Raw genomic sequence first — 18,019 nt, 5'->3', positions numbered from 1 at the left:
GCCCTGTTTTTATCCAAGCCGCCTTTTGGCTAATTCGCGTTTCCCTGGGCATTTCTTACAAGGGCGCGGCGCAATTTTGCGACTGCGAGATTTTTCATCTGAAACTCACTGGCGGAAAGCGGCGCGATGATGGTGACTTCGGTGCCGGTCTTGGCATGCACGGCAGCCACGCGCATCTGGCCGCCCATCTGCACAAATTCAAACAACACTTCCCCTAAATTTGGGGCCATGTCCCGGTCTTTCATGTCGCTATTCCCCTTGGGCAATGCCGCCTCAGCACGGGATTGCGACTCTCATCATGCTATTCGGCACTGGCAAAGTCTACTCTGCCGACTTCATCATAACCATAAATATCACTGCGGAAGCTGACCACGCCGTCACGATTGGCCCACGCGGTAATATAGGTGGTAATGATTGGCACCGGTTGCTCTAGACGCACATCCATGCGCTCTCCCGAATCGAAGGCTGCATCGACGGCCGGCAGGCTCCAATCGGTTTCGTTCTCGCGCAACAGCCAGGAGACAAGCTTGTCAACATCCTCCACACGCACGCATCCCGAAGAGTGGAAACGACGATTTTGCCCAAACAACGACTTTTGCGGCGTATCATGCAAATAGACGGCATGCGGATTGTGGAAATTGATTTTCACATGTCCCATAGAGTTTTCCGCGCCTGGCTCTTGTCGAAACAAATATTGCACGGCCTCATCGGTTGACCAGTCTATGGACTGCGGATCCAACTCTTCTCCATTGGCGTCATAAATCTTGATCCGATAATCTGTGAGATAATTGGGATCCTGATTCATATATTTAATAATGTCACGGCGGATAATGCTTTTGGGCACATGCCAATAGGGATTGAAATTGATCTCATGGACCTTGGAGGTCAAAATTGGGGTTTGGCGATCAATCCGCCCCACAATGGCTGTGTGCCGGCGTTCAACAATACCATTTTCGACTGCCTCAATGCTGGCCGCCGGGATATTGACCACGATATAGCGGTTCGACAATTCGCCCACCACTTGATTGACCCGTTCAAGATTGAGCTTGAGTTGCGCCAATTTGGTTTCGGCCGGAACATTGAGCGTCAGGTAAGTTTCCTGATCAATTACGCCTGTTAAATGCAAGCCGTGACGCGCCTGAAATCGGCGCAGGGCGGCGTCCAGCTCATCATCGAACTCACTCGATAAACGGTCAGAATCTTCCAAATCACCCGACGCAATCAGGCGTCGGCGCAAGGCCCGCACATGGCCGCGATCATCGCCTTTTTTCAGGGCAAAAGCACCTCGGGACATTTCTTCCCAACCACCATTGGCTACGATTTGCTCATATCGCTTGATGGCGGCAATCAGATTATATGAAGTCTCGTAGGACAGGACCGGTTCGGCACTCTCAACAGCATCACGCGCTGATGCGCTGTTGCTTACTTCGTCGGCCAACGCGTGTATCGGACCCAGCATGAGCGCACCCAGCGCCAAAGCGCCAACCCAATTATGCGCAGGTTTGGTCCATTTTGTCAGCCAGTTTGGTTGGTTCATGCGATCGACCCCAGTTTCGAAACAATTCAGCCCAATTGTGGCGAGACACTTAGCAGGTTGCCTTGCAGCTCACAACAAACGATTCGACGACAGTTTCTATTTCTTTGGGGCCAAAAGATGAAATTTGGCAGAATTCCTGCGCCTCAAATATTTGGCCGGGTGGCTGTTGCTTTTTTGCAGCACTTTGGTGATGCACAAACGTCTCTTGGCCACTGGCGCCGGACCATTGCCGACGCCAGTCCATTCGACCAATCAGGACAGCGCAATCGCTTAAAGTTTGTAAAGAATTTGATCGACCCAGAAGCGCTCCAATCGCGCCAATGCCGAATTCAAACCCTCGAATTCCTTTTCATCCAAGCCACCCACTTCTGCGATTGACTTCAAGTGGCGATCATAAAGCTCATCAATCACTTCGGCCACTTCTTCACCTTTTGGCGTGAGCCGAATGCGCACAGAGCGGCGGTCAGTTTTGGATTTCGTTTGAAATATGTAGCCTGTATCGACCAGCTTTTTCAGATTGTAAGAAACGTTAGAGCCTAGATAATATCCGCGAGAGCGCAATTCGCCAGCGGTCAGTTCTGAGTTGCCGATGTTGAACATCATGATCGCTTGCACCGGATTGATGTCGTCCCAACCCATTCGATCAAATTCGTCTTTAACGAGATCTAGCAGGCGACGGTGCAAACGTTCAACGCGTGACACCGCCTCCAAGTAGCGGGGTTTTAAACCTGCATCTTCTTCGACAGGCATAGGTGCCTGTACTTTCATTGTGTTGATACCCATTTTTGCCTCACTGTTATTGGTCGCACGATTTTTCGTGTCTATGTGAAGCAAATTAGCGGCCAGCAAATAAGATCAGTTTAAAATACAGACTTAAAAATATGTTACTGATAAAATTAGGATTTTTAGCTTTCTAACTTCTTACCCACGGTTACGAATTAGAAACCCTTACAAATAGTTGCGGCGGTTATGATGGGTCCAGTTCGCCCAAAACAAAAGCGCTGCAATGGCCAATAAAACAAGGGCTCTTAGGCCAAAATCCTGTGGTGAAAAATTCAAGATTTCTGGCACCCAAATGGCAGCGCCCAACTCAACAACATTGGCAACAATTAGTAAAACGCCGCCCCAGGCGGTTAGACTCCATAAACCAACAGCCGCCAGCAATCGCAACAATGCAGATAAAATGGTAATGGCGAAGGCAATATTTCCTAACGCCTCAACCGGCGCATTTAGATCTCGGGTGACCCCAAAATGATAAAAAATCGCCACCAATCCATGGATTAGGGCCACCAGGGCGAGAATGCGTGCAAAGATCGATAATGGTTTTTCTGAAAATGCCATCTGGATTCCCCTTCCGCCTTGCCTGCCCATAGCCTGACCATGGGGCCGTGGCAAGGTGCCGCATAAATTTTACCCAAATGACTGTGCTTGAATATAGCCCCTTGGCGCAATTTATGCTTTGACATAACACTTGTCGATATAAATGGACCAAGGAGCAACCATGATGCCCCCTACCCGCGAAAAAGCCGATCTGGACTTTCTGGCCGGCAAACGTTTGCGCCGCACCCGCCAAACAGGCTGGAGCCGTGCGATGGTGCGCGAGACCGATTTGACCGCACGCGATTTGATCCTGCCGCTCTTTATACTGGAGGGGGAAAACCAGCGGGAAAAGATCGCCACCATGCCCGGTGTAGAGCGTTTGAGCATCGATCTGGCCATCACTGTTGCCAAGGAAGCACGCGACCTGGGCATCCCGGCGCTGGCCCTCTTCCCCTGCACCCAGAACGATCGGCGTACGGAAGATGGGCGAGAAAGCTATAATCCGGACAATTTGATGTGTCAGGCACTGCGCGCCATTAAAGAAGCCGTGCCGGATATAGGGCTGATCGCCGATGTGGCCCTCGATCCCTATACCAGCCATGGCCATGACGGACTGATGAATGGCGACACCATTTTAAACGATGAGAGCGTTGCTGTGCTGATTAAGCAAGCCCTGAATCAGGCGCGCGCCGGCGCGGACGTGATCGCCCCGTCGGATATGATGGATGGCCGGATCGGCGCGTTGCGCGAGGCTTTGGACGCTGACGGGTTTGAAAATGTCATCCTCTTGTCCTACGCCGCCAAATTCGCTTCGGCTTTCTATGGACCGTTCCGAGACGCGGTTGGCTCCGGTGCGCGTCTGAAGGGCGATAAAAAGACCTATCAGCTCGAACCCTACAATCGTGAGGAAGCCTTGCGGGAGGTCGAACAGGATTTGCTCGAGGCTGCGGATTGGGTGATGGTTAAGCCGGGCCTCGCCTATCTGGATATCGTCCGGGAAGTGAAAGACCAATTCGACGTGCCGGTGTTTGCTTATCAAGTCTCCGGCGAATATGCCCAGATCGAATTTGCCGCTGCCGCTGGCGCGCTGGACCGGGATGCAGCGATGATGGAAAGCCTGATTGCATTCAAACGTGCGGGCTGTACCGGTATCCTGACCTATTTTGCGCTGGACGTAGCAAGACGTTTACGCAGGTAACTCTCAAACAACAAAGGAGTGGGCCTTGAGTTGGCCCACTCTCCAATTCTTCGCTATGCCTTCTTGATCAAACTGATCACAAAGAGCAAAATCACTGCCCCTATTGTGGCATTGATGATCGAGGCAATGATGCCGCCGCCAATCGCAATGCCCACCATCGGCAGCAAGAAGCCGGCAATGACGGCCCCTAAAATCCCCACAACGATGTTGCCAACAAGGCCAAAGCCAAAGCCCTTTACAATCAGGCCAGCTAGCCAGCCAGCAACGGCGCCAACAATTAGCAAAACCAATAAGCTTCCAATATCCATTTTATTCCCTCCTTGTTACCGGAATCAGTTTGGCAGTCCCAAAAGAAACTGTCGAGCTATTCAATTGGTTCCCTTGTAATTCGTCCATTTGTCGCCATGTTAAAATCAGTTAGATTTGGAGAGCATTATTATGGGCAAGAATTCGTTTGGTTGGTTTGTGCGGGATGATCTACCGGACCCGCATTCGGCGCCGGAACTTTTTGATGGTATTTTGCTGCGCCGGGTGCTCGCCTTTGTCATTGATTTGATCGTCGTAGTCGTCTTGATTGTTATTGCCTCTGTTTTGCTGGGCATTTTGGGTGTTTTAACTCTTGGTTTTGCTTGGCTTGGCTATTTCATCATGGTGCCAGCGGTTTGGATTGGGTATTACGCCCTCACCCTTGGCACGCCGGTACGCGCCACGCTGGGCATGCAAATGATGGACATTGTCCTCACGCCGACGCGCTCCACACCGCTCGAAGGTTGGTTGGCGATACTTCACCCGATCGTCGGCTGGGCGAGCATTGCCTTTTTTACGCCGTTCATTTTATTGGCCGGGCTGTTCACGCCGCGACGTCAGTTGGTACATGATCTGGTTGTGGGCACGCTTATGGTGCGGCGATCGCCCATGGTGCGCTTCTGGCGCGATGAGTTTGAACAATATGAAGAGCCCTGGGTCGATATCCGCCGCCAATAACCAAGAATAATTGAATAAAAACGCTGGATAGAGCAATTAACACTTGGTGACACATCGCTTTATCGGCAAAATGCGGCTCTATGATCGACGCATTTATCCAAGCGGGCACGCTTTCACAACCGATGGCCATGTGGCTTACAATTGCCGTAATTATTGCGGCAATTGTTCTGTTTGCAACTGAAATTGTAAGTCTGGAAATTGTCGCGCTGGGTGTATTGGTCGTTTTGATGACCATCGGGCTATGGGCACCCGACTCGCTGTTAACAACAGAAAGCCTTTTGTCCGGCTTTGCGAACCCGGCGCTTTTGACCATTCTGGCCCTGCTGGTTATCGGCCAGGCCCTGTTTCAAACCGATGCGCTGGGCGGCATTACCAAAGCCTTTGAACGGCTGTGGCCGCGTCATCCCTCTCGCGTTATCCCAATCATCCTGGTGATTGCGGGCATTTCGAGTGCTGTCATCAACAACACCCCCGTCGTGGTGATGTTTATTCCCCTTTTGACGGCTGTTGCTGCACGGCGGAAACTCGCTACGCCAAAAATCATGATGCCGCTGAGCTTTATTTCGATTTTGGGCGGCATGACAACGCTGATCGGCTCCTCCACCAATCTGCTGGCGGCAGGCATCGCCATCAGTTACGGGGTCACCATCGATTTCTTTGACTTCACGGTTCCCGGCTTAATGATGGCCGGTGCGGGCACCATTTATGTTCTTTTCATCATGCCCCATATTTTGCCGAGCCGAGTCAATGAGCGCGGGCAGGAAGTGCAGCCTCGTAACCTGCAATTCATTACAGAGATCCGGCTTTATGAGGGTCACCCACTCATCGGCGAAAAGGCCGTTGCAGGCATGTTCCCCCGCTTTACAAAGATGACCGTGCGCGCGGTTATGCGGGGGTTTGAGCGCTATGTGCCGCCCTTCGAAGACATTACGCTGCGTTCAGGCGATGTGTTGATCCTTGCCGCCACTCGCGAGCAACTCACCGAGGCACTTAAGGAGTGGCGCGCGTTTGAAAACCCGCGGATATCCGACGATCAGGATGGCCCGACTGATCACGGTATCGTTGTGTGTGAAGCGCTTATTCCACCGGGATCGCGCTTGATCAACAACGGGATCGACCAGCGCGGTTTTCTCTCCCAGCATGGGTGCCTTATTCTTGGGGTTGAACGCCGCAGCCGCATGCCCAGACAAAGCCTTGCAGACATAAGGCTGGATGCGGGTGACGTATTGCTGATCGCCGGACGATCAAGCGCCATCAACAATTTACGTGGGCAGCAGGATGTCGTGGTGATCGAATGGAGTGCGTCCGAGGTGCGGCCGCACCGTTTTGCGTCACGCGCTCAATTGATCTTCGCAGGTACTGTCGCGGCCATCGCCACCGGCATTGTGCCTGTCGTTTTCGCGGCAATTGCTGGTGCCTTTGCCATGCTGGCGGGCGGGTGCTTGAATGTGCGCCAAGCCACTCGCGCCATCGACCGGCGCATATTCTTGCTGGTGGGATCCGCGATTGCCATGTCGACGGCCCTTGAAACGACCGGCGGTGCCAACATAATCGCCAGCTGGACAGCGATGGCGATGGCCAATGTCAGCCCGGCGATGGTTATGTCTTTGATCTTTATCATTGTAGCGATTTTGACCAACTTTTTGTCCAACAACGCGACAGCGGTGTTGTTCACGCCCATCGCCATCTCAACCGCGCAAGCGTTTGGTATCGATCCGCTTCCCATGGTTGTGGCCGTCATTTTAGGCGCAAACGCTTCATTCGCGACGCCCATCGGGTATCAGACAAACCTGCTCGTATTGGGGCCAGGACACTACCGGTTCAAGCATTTCATGATTGCAGGTATTCCTCTGATCATAATTGTCTGGCTGGTCTTCAGTGTTGTTGCACCAATTTATTATGGCGTTTAGACTGAATTTCGACACAAAACCAAATCAAGGTCCGGACGATGACGGAACATCGCACCGCTGAACTTCAGTTCTATCTGACAACGGACAGTCCCTGCCCCTATTTGCCCAATCGTACGGAGCGAAAGGTCTTCACCCATCTTGGCGGCCGTCGCGCCAGCGAAATGCATGATTTGCTGTCGCTGCATGGTTTTCGACGCAGCCAAAATATTGTTTATAAACCCGCTTGCGAGGGCTGTGTTGCCTGCCAAAGCGCGCGGGTTGTGGTTGATGATTTTGAGCCGAACGCGCGACAACGCCGCATCTTGCGCAAAAACACGGATTTGGTGACCCAAGATGTTTTCCCAGCGGCCACGCGCGAGCAATATCGTTTGTTCCGCAAATATCTGAATGCGCGGCATGCGGGCGGCGGCATGTCAGACATGTCAGCCTATGATTATGAATATATGATCGAAGATACACCGGTTCACACACTGGTGGTCGAATATCGGGTGCGCTCGTTGGACCCGAACGAATTGAACCCGCTCTTGGCTGTTGCCCTGGTGGACGTGTTGCCGGACGGGTTGTCCATGGTCTACAGTTTCTTTGATCCAGACGCCCGCAAACGCAGTTTAGGGGCCTTTATGATCATGGACCAAATTGCGCGCGCTAAAAATGCTGGCCTTCCGCATCTTTATTTAGGGTATTGGGTCAAAAACTCGCCTAAAATGGCCTATAAGGCAGAATATAGGCCATTGGAAGTGCTTACCGAAGCCGACCGCTGGACATTGTTGGAAGATTGATCTTCCCCATATTGATGAGGGTTTTATGCGCAAAGCGCTAGTCAGCTTTGTCACATTCGGCTTTGCCGCCACGGCTGGCTTTTTTGCCATTGCCGCCATTGTCGGCTTTCTCGGCTTCGCGCTCTGGCCGTTTGATGTATTCAATCATTTGCAACCAATCTGGCTGATTGGATGCATAATTTGTTTGCTGCTGGCACCGCTATTTTTAAGCCGTCAACCGGTCCGGGGCTTTGTGATCGCGCTCAGCGCGACCGGCTTTCTTGCCGCCACTGCGATCGTACTGCCAGAATATTTGGCGGGGCTCCGGCAAGAAGCGCCGCAGATTGAGCAGGACAAAAGCCTGCGGCTGATGACGTTTAACATTTTCGCCAAAAATGATGATTTGAATGCGCTGGCGCTAAGTGTTTTGGAGGTAGATCCTGACATTGTGGTGTTTCAGGAATATTGGCGGTGGCATCGCGAAGGCTTGGAAGAGCGTTTGAGCGACACATTCCCTTACACCCTGCATTGCCAGGGCGGGCGGCGGTCCTTTGTGGCGCTCTATGCCAAAATGCCCTTCGCGCCGCAACCCGGCAATTATTGTCTCGATAGCCTGACGGCCAATCAGCGCACATCGATCATCTCGGTTCGATTTCCTGACACCGAAAATATGCCAGGGTTTAGCGTGATCACCACCCATTTGGACTGGCCGATCCCGGCGGACCGTCAACGTGCCCAAATGGAGCGGCTGATCCAAGCCATACAAAACACGGACGGCCCAATTTTGGTGGCGGGTGACTTTAATTCTACCCCCTATTCCTACGCCTTGAAGAACCTGATTGCCCGGACCGACCTTATTCGGATTGCGAAAGGCCTCCCGACTTGGCCGGCGCCGCCGACCTATCCGATACCGATGCCTGCCTGGTTGCAGCTGGATCAAATGATGCGTCGGGGGGATATTGTCGCCTCGCCAGCACAAAGAGGCCCTAATGGCGGGTCGGATCATTATCCGCTGTACACAGATTTCATCGTAAAGCCAGCTGAATAAGAAAATCCCCGCGTTTGGCACGGGGATTTTTTGGATGTTTTAGCCCTTGAATTTGTTGTTCCTTGGGAAGCCCGGCGGCGGCTGGCGGCCAGCATGGGCGCGTTCCCCTGCCCATTCCATCAATTCGTCGGCTTCGCGCCGATAGGTGCGGCCCGAACTGTCTGTCCAGGTCAGTCCGTCTTCGCGGCTGAAGGTCTTCACATCAGAGACGCCGCCATCCTTGTAGCGTTGCAGCCTCACGCCCTTGCCGCGGCCCATTTCCGGCAATTGCTCCAATGGGAACACCAGCAATTTCCGGTTTTGGCCGATCACCGCGACCATATCGCCTTCGACCGGGGTAAAGATTTTAGCTTCCACCTTGCCTGACACATTGAGCACCTGCTTGCCCTTGCGGGTGTTGGCGATCAACCCATCTTCGGGCACCACAAAGCCATTGCCCAGATCGGAGGCGATCAAGCGCTTGGCCCCGGCTTTATAAACCACCAAATCGACAATATCGGTGCCTTCTTCCATATCCACCAGAATACGCACTGGCTCCCCATGGCCGCGCCCCCCAGGCAGTTTATCGCCCAAAATGGTGTATATCCGTCCATTGGTGGACAGCATCAGCAGCTTGTCAGTCGTTTGGGCGTGGGTCCATAACTTCAGCTTGTCACCGGCCTTGAAGTTGACGCCGCTCAAATCAGTGGTATGGCCCTTCAGGGCGCGAATCCAACCCTTTTCCGACAAAATGACCGTGATCGGCTCGCGCTCGATCATCGCGGTTTGAATATCATCCAGATTAGCTTCGGGCGCATTTTCAAATGTGGTGCGTCGCCGCCCCATTTCTGTATCTTTGTTGTATTCCTTTTTAATGTCGCGCACCTGATCCGCCACAACATCCCATTGCTTCTCGGTGGACCCCAACAAATCGACCAGCCCTGCCTTTTCTTCGCTCAGCTTGTCGAATTCCTTGCGAATTTCAAACTCTTCCAGCTTGCGCAACGCGCGCAGACGCATATTGAGAATGGCTTCGGCCTGCACCTCATTCAGCTCAAACCGCTTCATGAGCGCGGCTTTCGCGTCATCCTCTTCCCGGATAATGTGAATGACTTCATCAATATTGAGGTAGGCGATCAGATAGCCGCCAAGCACGTTCAGGCGATACTCAATTTGGCCCAAGCGATAGTTGGAGCGGCGCACAAGAACTTCCTTGCGATGTTCCAACCACGAAAGCAGCGCTTCGCCCAGCCCCATCACCTTCGGCACAGTGCCATGGGCCAGCACATTCATGTTCAGCGAAATCCGGCTTTCCAAATCGGTGAGCTTAAACAGAGATTCCATGAGCAACACGGGATCAACCGTCCGGCTTTTCGGCTCCAGCACCAACCGGATATTCTCGTCGGACTCGTCGCGCACATCGCGCAGCAGCGGCAGTTTTTTCGCCAGCAGCAAATCAGCAATCTTTTCCACCAGGCGAGATTTTTGCACCTGATAGGGAATTTCGGTCACCACAATTTGATAGCCACCACGTCCCTGATCTTCGGTTTCCCACCGGGCACGACAGCGGAACCCACCACGGCCTGTTTCGTAGGCTTGGATGATGCTCTCACGGTCGTCGACCAAAATACCACCGGTAGGGAAGTCTGGGCCCTGGACATAATTGACCAATGTTTCGGTGCGGGCATTGGGTGTTTTGATCAAATGCAGCGCCGCATCGCAAAGTTCGGCCACATTGTGGGGCGGAATGGAGGTTGCCATGCCCACCGCAATGCCAGACGAGCCGTTGGCCAACAGATTCGGAAAGTTGGACGGCAACACAATGGGTTCTTCATCTTCCCCATCATAGGTATCGCGAAAATCGACGGTGTCTTCGGTAATGCCTTCCAAAAGCCGGGCCGCAACGCTGGTGAGCCGCGCTTCGGTGTACCGCATGGCCGCGGCACTGTCGCCATCAATATTGCCGAAATTGCCTTGCCCGTCCGCCAGCGGATAACGCACAGCAAAATCCTGCGCCAAGCGCACCAACGCATCGTAAACCGCCTGGTCGCCATGAGGGTGGAATTTACCGATCACATCGCCCACAACCCGAGCCGACTTTTTGTAGCCCTGACCCGGGTCAAGTTTAAGCAAGCGCATGGCGTGCAGAATACGTCGGTGCACTGGCTTCAAGCCATCACGCACATCGGGCAAGGCTCGCTGGGTGATGGTCGACAGGGCGTAGCTCAGATAGCGCTCTTCAAGTGCGCCGCGCAAATCGATTGTTGGCAGCTCGCCGCCGCCATCAACAGGCGTTTGATCTCCCATGGGGATCCCTTTGGTTCAGTGTTTCCGAATCACTTTGATTATAGCCCCTTTACCAAGGCTTCGATGAGGCCCTGACGCATAGAAGGTGGGGATAATTGCCGTGGGGACCAAATATGCAGGTGCAAAAAGTGACCTGTAAGCCGAAACGCGGCCTCAATCGCCGCGCCGCGTTCCATTTCCAGGCTCCCGCCCAGCATTTCCGGCAGGGCAAACAGCTTGTCTTTATATGCCTCGCCAGCTTCCTTGGTGACGGCGCGGCCCGTGCGGGGCGACACGTAGCACAGCCCCTGCTCCTCGCCAGTAATGGCGCAAGCCGAAATATCAATACCAAAGCCCAGCTCATTCAGCAGCCGCATTTCAAACTTGGCCAGCGCGCGCGCCAGCGTTTCGCCGTCGGCATCATTGTCCAGCATGGCCAGCGCTTCGACATATAGGCGCGGATGCGGGTCGCGTTCGGGCAGCAGGCGCAAATGCTCACACAAAAGCTGGCTGAGGGCCAGGCGCTGGCGGCTGTCCATCAAATTCGCCGCCCGCAGCTTCAGCGCTTCTACAGTGAACATGCCTAAGTGATCGGCAAGTCGCGCGCGCCACACCAATTGCACGGAATTGCCCGGTTGCAGTAAAGCGGCATATTTGCGGGAACGCCCCCCCTTCACCAACCCGAGGTGGCGCCCAAATTCGGCTGTCATGGTTTCTATGATCACCGCATTTTCCCCGTGTTTACGGGTGCCGATGATCAAACCTTCAGCCTGCCATTCCATTTCAGGCCTATTGTGGGAATTCGAGGCCCATCTCGCGATAGCGCGATGGGTCATCGGCCCACTTTTCCCGCACTTTTACAAACAGGAACAGATGGACCTTGGTTTCAAAAATCTCACTCAGCTCTTTGCGCGCTTCTTCACCGATCTTTTTGATGGTCTGGCCGTTTTTGCCCAACACAATCTTCTTGTGTCCGTCGCGGGACACATAGATCACCTGCTGAATGCGATAAGAGCCATCTTTTTGGGTTTTGAACTGCTCCGTCTCCACCGTCGCGGCGTAAGGGATTTCTTCGTGAATGCGCAAGAACAGCTTTTCGCGGGTCACTTCAGCGGCAGTCAGCGCCAAGGTCAAATCCGTCAGATGGTCTTCTGGAAAGTGCCATGGCTCGATTGGCATTGCTTCGGCGCAATAATCGACAAAATCTTTGACCCCGTCGCCCTTCAAGGCAGAGATCATAAAGGTCTGATCGAAAGTCAGCATATCGTTCAGCTTTTGAGACAAGGCCAGCAAGGTGCTGCGCTCCACCTGATCAATTTTGTTGAGGATCAAGACTTTCGGCTGCTTATAGTCACTCAAACCATTCACCAGCTCTTCAATCTGGTCATTCAGGCCCTTTTTGCAATCGATGATCAAGGCGAGCACATCGGCATCGGCTGCGCCGGACCAGGCAGAATGCACCATCGCGCGGTCCAATCGCCGCTTGGGTTTAAAAATACCTGGTGTGTCCACAAAGATCATCTGGCTTTGATCCAGCGTCACCACGCCACGCACCTGGGTGCGCGTGGTTTGTGCTTTGTGGGTCACGATCGACACTTTGGTGCCAACCAATGCGTTGAGCAATGTGGATTTGCCCGCGTTCGGTGCCCCCACCAATGCCACAAAGCCACATCTTGTTTCTGTATTATTCGTCATCTTGTTCCCAAATGCCTTCGCGCACCAAAAAGGCGGTCGCGGCTTCATGTTCGGCAATCTTTTTGGATTTGCCGGTGGCTTGCGCCATATCGTGATTTTCAAGGTTCACCGCAATAGTGAATACTGGCGCATGGTCTGGCCCTTCGCGGGACACCTCTTCATATTTCGGTAGATCAAGCCCACGCGATTGCGCCCATTCCTGCAGGGTGGTTTTTGCGTCACCCCGACCGCTCATTGACGATTTAAAGAAGCTGGCAAACTCACGTTCGATAAAGGTTTTCGCCGGTGCCAAGCCGCCATCCAGATAGATCGCGCCAATAATAGCTTCGCACACATCGCCCAGAATGGCTTCTTTTTGCGCGCCACCTGTGCGCGCCTCTGATTGGCCAAGCGCTAGGGCGGCAGGCACATTCAACTGCCGAGCGACAGCGGCGCAGCTTTCCTTGCGCACCACGGCGTTCAAGGCGCGCGAAAGCTCACCTTCATTGGCGCTTTTGTGGTGCAGGTGCAGATATTCAGCGACAACGAGGCCCAAAACGCGATCGCCCAAAAACTCAAGCCGCTGGTAGGACTGCTTGGTGCGGTTTGACGGTGCAATCGCACTTGAATGTGTCAGCGCCCGGCTCAACAATTCCCGATCTTTGAATTGGTAGTTGAGCCGCTCTGCCAGCTTTTCAGTTTTGGGCGTGAATTGGGTCATTGATAGATCGACTCGAACATGCGGCCCCAGCGCACATTGCCGGGCCAGTTCCAGATGGCCCATGGATTAAGGTTATCTTCGATAGAGAAATAACGCACCTCCGCTTTACCAATGAAATTGGTGAATGGCACATAGCCAACCGAAGAGAGCGAGCGGGAATCCAATGAACGGTCGCGATTGTCGCCCATCATGAAATAATGATCAGCTGGCACCTTATAAATAGCTGTATTGTCAAATGCGCCGGTGTCAGAAATTTCCTGCACCGTATAGCTAACGCCATTGGGCAAGGTTTCTCTATAAGTCGTCACTTCAACAGAAATGCCATTGCTATCGGTATCGATTGAGGTGCCGGTACGTTCTTTTTGCACAGGCTCGCCATTGATGTGCAGCACGCCATTTTTCATCTGAATTTCGTCACCTGGCAGACCGATCACCCGTTTAATATAGGCATCATCTTTTGGCACCGGTTCAAAAACGGCAATTTCGCCACGTTCCGGCGTACGGCCAAATATGCGGCCATTGATCGGAATAGCGTTGAACGGGAAGGAATAGCTGGAATAGCCATAAGTGTATTTTGACGCCAAAACATAGTCACCGATCAACAGGTTGGGCTGTAATGATGCGGTGGGGATCGAAAAGGGCTGCCACAGAAAGCTGCGGATCACCAAGGCGATAATGAGCGCCTGGACCAAGACAACTATGGTTTCCCAAACTTCGCTCTTGGCCGATTTCGTTGCTTTTACTGACATATGTACTGCTTTTCTTTTGGTTTAGGCGCGTGTTGGCTCGGCTTCGATAATAACAATGGCTTGAGCCATACCATTATCGTCGGTGATTGTTAAATGCAGATAGGGTGTGTAGCCCTTTGGCACAAGTCTTTCCAGTGCTTTTTGCGCCCCGTTGGTCAATTCGAGCGTCGGTTTGCCGGACGGTAAGTTCACCACCCCGATATCCCGCCAATAGACCGCGCGCGACATGCCGGTGCCCAGCGCCTTTGCGCAAGCTTCCTTGGCGGCGAAGCGTTTGGCGTAGCTGGCGGCGCGCTGGGCGCGCCGATCAGACTTTTTTTGCTCAATTTCGGTGAAGCAGCGCTGCACAAACCGATCGCCAAAACGCGCTAAGGTTTTTTCGACCCGTTCAATTTCGCAGATATCGTTGCCAATGCCGATGATCAAAGTGTTGGTCCTCTATTGCAAGCCGCGGCTGCCCGGCTTCACTGCAGGTATATTCTGCAATTCTGGCGGCAATTGGTCAGCCGGATAGGCCGGCACTTTATAGCCGGTGAGCGCGACCAAAGGGACGCCCACATCTGCTTCCCCGTCAGAGCGGTCCACAAGGCAGGCGGCGGCCACAACATCCGCCCCCAAATCCTGCAAGCATTTGACACATTCACGGATGGACAGACCAGTGGAGACAATGTCTTCTACCACGATCACCTTCTCGCCTTTTTCGACATGAAAGCCTCTGCGCAGTTCAAATTCCCCATTGACCCGTTCGGTGAAGATGGCTGGCACGCCCAGATGCCGCGATGTCTCATAGCCGGGAATGATGCCGCCAACAGCCGGTGAAACGATCTGGGAGACGTCACCAAAACCTTCGGCCCGAATTTTCTCTGCCAATGCTTTGCATAGAATCTCGGACTTATCCGCATGCATGAACACTTTGGCCTTCTGCAAGAAAACTGGCGAGCGCAACCCTGAGGACAAAATGAAATGTCCCTCCAACAGGGCATCGCAGGAACGGAAAATATCGAGCACGTCTTGCTGGTTCATCAGGTTACCTTTGTCTCAAGCTGTTTATATTGCTGGGTCAAATTTTCGATCAATTCGGCTTCTTCACAAGTCGCCCGACGCACATTGGAAATGCCGACAATACGTTTGATGGTCGACGTCACGTCGTTAAACTGGGAGATGTCCTGTACTTCAATGCAGAACAACATATCGGAAAAATCAGAGCGCACGGTACGAAACATCAGATTGACAATGTTGGCATCGCACGACGCGATGGAAGACGAAATCTGGCCCAGTATCCCCGGTTTATTGACCGATTGAACCACCATCATCACCGGGAAGTTCTGGTGTTTGTCTTCATCCAGATCCCACAGCACATCGATCCACAGTGCATCTTTGTCCTGATATTCCAGCAGCGCATCTGAGCCGATAGGATAGATGGTGAGCACCCCGTCGCCTTCCGGCAAAATCCCCACCATGCGATCACCCGGCAAAACGCCTTCGCTGGAAATCTTAACCGGCGTGCCAAATTCCAGATGGGCACCGCCCAAAAAGTCTGCGTCAACAGTTTGACCACCGGGAATGCGGAACTTGAAATTCTCGCCCTGCGCCAAGGAAAACCATCCATCCTTGCTGGTGCCCACCGGCAAGCCGAGTGGTTTGCGCTTGCGGGTGCGCTCATAGCCTTTGAGCTCGTCCAATTGATGCACCAGATCCTCACCGGAAAGCTGTGCTTCGCCGAGCGCGACAAAAAGCGATCGCATGTTTTTGAACTTCAGCCGCTTGAGCAGGTCGTCCTGCTCTTTACGATTGACGGTAAACGTTTCACGCTCCAGCAGTGCATCATAAATCTGTTTGCCGAGGCGCCCTGCCCGCTCCTGTGCGGCCAAGCGCAGCGATCGGCGGATTGCAGCGCGCGCCTTGCCGGTGATGGCAATGTTTTCCCAATTTGGTGGCGGACGATGTTTTTCGTCGCGATCAATCTGCACTTCGTCACCATTGCGCAGTTTTGTCGTGAGAGGCATCGCGGTGCCATTAATCCGGCAACCGACACAGCTGTTGCCAATATCGGTATGTACCGCAAAAGCAAAATCAATCGGTGTCGCCCCACGGGGCAAGGCAATCAAGCGGCCACGGGGGGTGAAGCAGAAAACCTGATCTTGGAACAATTCGAGTTTCGTATGTTCCAAGAACTCCTGCGGATTCTCGCCTTCTGTGAGATGCCCGATTGTGTTGCGCAACCATGCATAGGCGCGGCTTTCCTTCTCCAACCGCTTCATGTCGCCCGAAATCTCGTCTTTATAGAGCGCATGGGCGGCGATACCCAGTTCAGCGACCGAGTTCATTTCATGGGTACGAATTTGCAATTCCACCCGTTCGCGCTCTGGCCCCACAATGGTGGTGTGGATGGAGCGATAGTCATTTTGCTTTGGCGTGGAAATATAATCTTTGAATCGGCCGGGCACGACAGACCATGTTTGATGCACCACGCCGAGGGTTTTGTAACAGAGGTCGACATTGTCCACGATGACGCGGAAGCCGATAATGTCCGATAACTGTTCAAGGCTAATGGATTTACGCTCCATCTTCTTAAACACGGAAAATGGTGCTTTGAGTCGCGAGGTCACGTCGGCGATGATTCCCGCATTCATAAAGCGCTGGGCCAGCTCCATCCGAATCTCGTCAACAACGGCCCTGTTGTCTTTGGCGTAGGCATCCAGGTGGTTGCGGATCACCTCATATTGTTCAGGATGCAGGGTGCGAAAGGACAAATCCTCCAGCTCGGAGCGCATATCCTGCATCCCCATGCGTCCAGCCAAAGGCGCGTAGATCTCCATTGTTTCCTGGGCAATGCGCTTCTTTTTGTGTTCCGGCACAAATTCAAGCGTCCGCATATTGTGCAAACGGTCGGCCAGCTTCACCAACAACACGCGCACATCTTCGGCGATTGCTAGAAGCAATTTGCGCAGATTTTCTGCTTGCGCCTCTTCGCGCGAGCCAAGATTGAGCCGGTCAATCTTGGTCAAACCATCTACGATGGCGCCAATGTCCTGGCCAAACAATTGGTCGATCTCGGCGCGGGTGGCATCCGTATCCTCAATCGTGTCGTGCAAAAGCGCGACCGCAATGGTCGCATCGTCCAAATGCAGCTCGGTGAGAATAGCCGCCACTTCCAATGGGTGGGCAAAATAGGGATCGCCGGACGCGCGGGTTTGTCGACCATGTTTTTGCATGGCGTACACATAGGCTTTGTTGAGCAAGGCTTCATCCGCCTTCGGGTTGTAAGCCTGCACCAGCTCAACAAGTTCATATTGGCGCATCATGGGCGGAAAAACAGCTCCGTAGCTTGGTCAAAAACGCGACGAGAATCACAAAAAAGGCGCCTTTCAAGGCGCCCTTCCATTATCGTGCAGCTCAAGGAAAGATGCAAGATTAATCGTCCCGACGATCTGGGGGTGAAAGGCCTTCAATGCCGCGCAGAAGGTCTTCCTCGCTCATGGTGTCAAACACCATGCCGCCATCATCATCACTGCCCTGACTTTCGATCATCGGCGCAGTTTCGGCCTCAGGCTCATCCACCTCGACATATTTTTGCAAGGAGTGGATCAGGTCTTCCTTCAAATCGCCTGGTGAAATCGTGCCGTCGCCAATCTCGCGAAGGGCCACAACAGGGTTTTTGTCATTGTCGCGATCAACAGTGATTGGTGCCCCGGATGAAATAAGCCGTGCCCGGTGTGCGGACAACAATACAAGCTCAAAACGGTTAGGGATTTTCTCAATGCAATCTTCAACGGTAACGCGCGCCAAAGCAAATCTCCGCAATTTTGGGTAATCAATGGGCTGATCTACACCAAGCAGCTAAGATTTACAACC

The 18,019-nt window shown here is 53.2% G+C and carries 19 protein-coding genes; 5 read left to right on the top strand and 14 right to left on the bottom strand.

From position 1 onward, the window contains the following. Positions 1 to 29 precede the first annotated feature (29 nt). The 4 genes from L1I42_RS06700 to L1I42_RS06685 all read right to left on the bottom strand — a co-directional run bounded on the left by L1I42_RS06700 (position 30) and on the right by L1I42_RS06685 (position 2,878). Positions 30 to 245, bottom strand: coding sequence for a DUF6898 family protein (locus L1I42_RS06700; RefSeq protein WP_236113710.1), 216 nt, complete (start codon positions 243 to 245; stop codon positions 30 to 32). A 56-nt stretch (positions 246 to 301) separates the two neighbouring features. Beyond that, a complete protein-coding gene (locus L1I42_RS06695) occupies positions 302 to 1,537 on the bottom strand; it encodes a L,D-transpeptidase family protein (protein WP_236113709.1) in 1,236 nt (411 codons plus the stop codon). Between the two features lie 270 nt (positions 1,538 to 1,807). After that, positions 1,808 to 2,320 carry a transcriptional regulator LdtR gene (gene ldtR, locus L1I42_RS06690; RefSeq protein ID WP_236113708.1) on the bottom strand — a complete coding sequence of 171 codons (513 nt, stop codon included), beginning with the start codon at positions 2,318 to 2,320 and terminating at the stop codon, positions 1,808 to 1,810. A 165-nt stretch (positions 2,321 to 2,485) separates the two neighbouring features. After that, positions 2,486 to 2,878, bottom strand: a complete 393-nt coding sequence (locus L1I42_RS06685; RefSeq protein WP_236113707.1) for a DUF6163 family protein — start codon at positions 2,876 to 2,878, stop codon at positions 2,486 to 2,488. A 160-nt stretch (positions 2,879 to 3,038) separates the two neighbouring features. Here L1I42_RS06685 and hemB point away from each other — a divergent pair, with 160 nt between their 5' ends. Then, a complete protein-coding gene (hemB, locus tag L1I42_RS06680) occupies positions 3,039 to 4,055 on the top strand; it encodes a porphobilinogen synthase (protein WP_236113706.1) in 1,017 nt (338 codons plus the stop codon). 53 nt (positions 4,056 to 4,108) lie between these two features. On the opposite strand, the gene L1I42_RS06675 is transcribed toward hemB, so the two are convergent. Next, positions 4,109 to 4,363 carry a GlsB/YeaQ/YmgE family stress response membrane protein gene (locus L1I42_RS06675; RefSeq protein ID WP_236113705.1) on the bottom strand — a complete coding sequence of 85 codons (255 nt, stop codon included), beginning with the start codon at positions 4,361 to 4,363 and terminating at the stop codon, positions 4,109 to 4,111. A 130-nt stretch (positions 4,364 to 4,493) separates the two neighbouring features. On the opposite strand from L1I42_RS06675, the gene L1I42_RS06670 reads away from it, so the two are divergent. From L1I42_RS06670 to L1I42_RS06655, 4 genes are all read left to right on the top strand, one after another. Continuing rightward, the gene (locus L1I42_RS06670; protein WP_236113704.1) at positions 4,494 to 5,039 is read left to right on the top strand and encodes an RDD family protein; all 546 of its coding nucleotides are present in this window, start codon (positions 4,494 to 4,496) and stop codon (positions 5,037 to 5,039) included. 80 nt (positions 5,040 to 5,119) lie between these two features. Further along, positions 5,120 to 6,949, top strand: a complete 1,830-nt coding sequence (locus tag L1I42_RS06665) for an SLC13 family permease (protein ID WP_236113703.1) — start codon at positions 5,120 to 5,122, stop codon at positions 6,947 to 6,949. 38 nt (positions 6,950 to 6,987) lie between these two features. Beyond that, entirely contained in the window at positions 6,988 to 7,728 is a 741-nt protein-coding gene (locus L1I42_RS06660; RefSeq protein ID WP_236113702.1) for an arginyltransferase, read from the top strand. 25 nt (positions 7,729 to 7,753) lie between these two features. Continuing rightward, positions 7,754 to 8,755 (top strand): endonuclease/exonuclease/phosphatase family protein, encoded by a 1,002-nt coding sequence (locus L1I42_RS06655; protein ID WP_236113701.1) that lies wholly within the window; start codon positions 7,754 to 7,756, stop codon positions 8,753 to 8,755. Positions 8,756 to 8,794: 39 nt separating this feature from the next. Here the strand turns inward: L1I42_RS06655 and parC are convergent, their stop codons facing one another. From parC to rpoZ, 9 genes are all read right to left on the bottom strand, one after another. After that, positions 8,795 to 11,041 carry a DNA topoisomerase IV subunit A gene (parC, locus tag L1I42_RS06650; RefSeq protein WP_236113700.1) on the bottom strand — a complete coding sequence of 749 codons (2,247 nt, stop codon included), beginning with the start codon at positions 11,039 to 11,041 and terminating at the stop codon, positions 8,795 to 8,797. A 38-nt stretch (positions 11,042 to 11,079) separates the two neighbouring features. After that, positions 11,080 to 11,802: a DNA repair protein RecO gene (gene recO, locus L1I42_RS06645; RefSeq protein ID WP_236113699.1), complete on the bottom strand. Its 723-nt coding sequence runs from the start codon at positions 11,800 to 11,802 to the stop codon at positions 11,080 to 11,082. 7 nt (positions 11,803 to 11,809) lie between these two features. Then, a complete protein-coding gene (gene era, locus L1I42_RS06640) occupies positions 11,810 to 12,715 on the bottom strand; it encodes a GTPase Era (protein WP_236113698.1) in 906 nt (301 codons plus the stop codon). Beyond that, complete coding sequence (rnc, locus tag L1I42_RS06635) at positions 12,705 to 13,415, bottom strand: ribonuclease III (protein ID WP_236113697.1); 711 nt, start codon at positions 13,413 to 13,415, stop codon at positions 12,705 to 12,707. Before rnc ends, era begins: the two co-directional genes overlap by 11 nt. After that, positions 13,412 to 14,164 (bottom strand): signal peptidase I, encoded by a 753-nt coding sequence (gene lepB / locus L1I42_RS06630; RefSeq protein WP_236113696.1) that lies wholly within the window; start codon positions 14,162 to 14,164, stop codon positions 13,412 to 13,414. The genes rnc and lepB overlap by 4 nt, the downstream gene beginning before the upstream one ends. A gap of 21 nt (positions 14,165 to 14,185) precedes the next feature. After that, on the bottom strand, positions 14,186 to 14,590 hold the full coding sequence (acpS, locus tag L1I42_RS06625) for a holo-ACP synthase (RefSeq protein ID WP_236113695.1): 405 nt from the start codon (positions 14,588 to 14,590) through the stop codon (positions 14,186 to 14,188). 12 nt (positions 14,591 to 14,602) lie between these two features. Further along, the gene (gene pyrE / locus L1I42_RS06620; protein ID WP_236113694.1) at positions 14,603 to 15,187 is read right to left on the bottom strand and encodes an orotate phosphoribosyltransferase; all 585 of its coding nucleotides are present in this window, start codon (positions 15,185 to 15,187) and stop codon (positions 14,603 to 14,605) included. Further along, complete coding sequence (locus L1I42_RS06615; RefSeq protein ID WP_236113693.1) at positions 15,187 to 17,469, bottom strand: RelA/SpoT family protein; 2,283 nt, start codon at positions 17,467 to 17,469, stop codon at positions 15,187 to 15,189. Before L1I42_RS06615 ends, pyrE begins: the two co-directional genes overlap by 1 nt. A 109-nt stretch (positions 17,470 to 17,578) precedes the next feature. Then, on the bottom strand, positions 17,579 to 17,953 hold the full coding sequence (gene rpoZ, locus L1I42_RS06610) for a DNA-directed RNA polymerase subunit omega (RefSeq protein ID WP_236113692.1): 375 nt from the start codon (positions 17,951 to 17,953) through the stop codon (positions 17,579 to 17,581). Between the last annotated feature and the right edge of the window lie 66 nt (positions 17,954 to 18,019).

It is taken from the genome of Maritalea mediterranea (assembly GCF_021568695.1).
Classification (GTDB): domain Bacteria; phylum Pseudomonadota; class Alphaproteobacteria; order Rhizobiales; family Devosiaceae; genus Maritalea; species Maritalea mediterranea.
This window is presented reverse-complemented; position numbering and strand designations above follow the sequence as displayed.

Bases quoted from the DNA above. Each gene is read 5' to 3' on its own strand.
- pyrE (WP_236113694.1), bottom strand. From the start codon at position 15,187: ATGAACCAGCAAGACGTGCTCGATATTTTCCGTTCCTGCGATGCCCTG.
- hemB (WP_236113706.1), top strand. From the start codon at position 3,039: ATGATGCCCCCTACCCGCGAAAAAGCCGATCTGGACTTTCTGGCCGGC.
- recO (WP_236113699.1), bottom strand. From the start codon at position 11,802: ATGGAATGGCAGGCTGAAGGTTTGATCATCGGCACCCGTAAACACGGG.
- L1I42_RS06665 (WP_236113703.1), top strand. From the start codon at position 5,120: ATGATCGACGCATTTATCCAAGCGGGCACGCTTTCACAACCGATGGCC.
- L1I42_RS06660 (WP_236113702.1), top strand. From the start codon at position 6,988: ATGACGGAACATCGCACCGCTGAACTTCAGTTCTATCTGACAACGGAC.
- L1I42_RS06685 (WP_236113707.1), bottom strand. From the start codon at position 2,878: ATGGCATTTTCAGAAAAACCATTATCGATCTTTGCACGCATTCTCGCC.
- era (WP_236113698.1), bottom strand. From the start codon at position 12,715: ATGACGAATAATACAGAAACAAGATGTGGCTTTGTGGCATTGGTGGGG.
- ldtR (WP_236113708.1), bottom strand. From the start codon at position 2,320: ATGGGTATCAACACAATGAAAGTACAGGCACCTATGCCTGTCGAAGAA.
- L1I42_RS06655 (WP_236113701.1), top strand. From the start codon at position 7,754: ATGCGCAAAGCGCTAGTCAGCTTTGTCACATTCGGCTTTGCCGCCACG.
- L1I42_RS06700 (WP_236113710.1), bottom strand. From the start codon at position 245: ATGAAAGACCGGGACATGGCCCCAAATTTAGGGGAAGTGTTGTTTGAA.
- L1I42_RS06675 (WP_236113705.1), bottom strand. From the start codon at position 4,363: ATGGATATTGGAAGCTTATTGGTTTTGCTAATTGTTGGCGCCGTTGCT.
- parC (WP_236113700.1), bottom strand. From the start codon at position 11,041: ATGGGAGATCAAACGCCTGTTGATGGCGGCGGCGAGCTGCCAACAATC.
- lepB (WP_236113696.1), bottom strand. From the start codon at position 14,164: ATGTCAGTAAAAGCAACGAAATCGGCCAAGAGCGAAGTTTGGGAAACC.
- L1I42_RS06670 (WP_236113704.1), top strand. From the start codon at position 4,494: ATGGGCAAGAATTCGTTTGGTTGGTTTGTGCGGGATGATCTACCGGAC.
- rnc (WP_236113697.1), bottom strand. From the start codon at position 13,415: ATGACCCAATTCACGCCCAAAACTGAAAAGCTGGCAGAGCGGCTCAAC.
- L1I42_RS06615 (WP_236113693.1), bottom strand. From the start codon at position 17,469: ATGATGCGCCAATATGAACTTGTTGAGCTGGTGCAGGCTTACAACCCG.
- L1I42_RS06695 (WP_236113709.1), bottom strand. From the start codon at position 1,537: ATGAACCAACCAAACTGGCTGACAAAATGGACCAAACCTGCGCATAAT.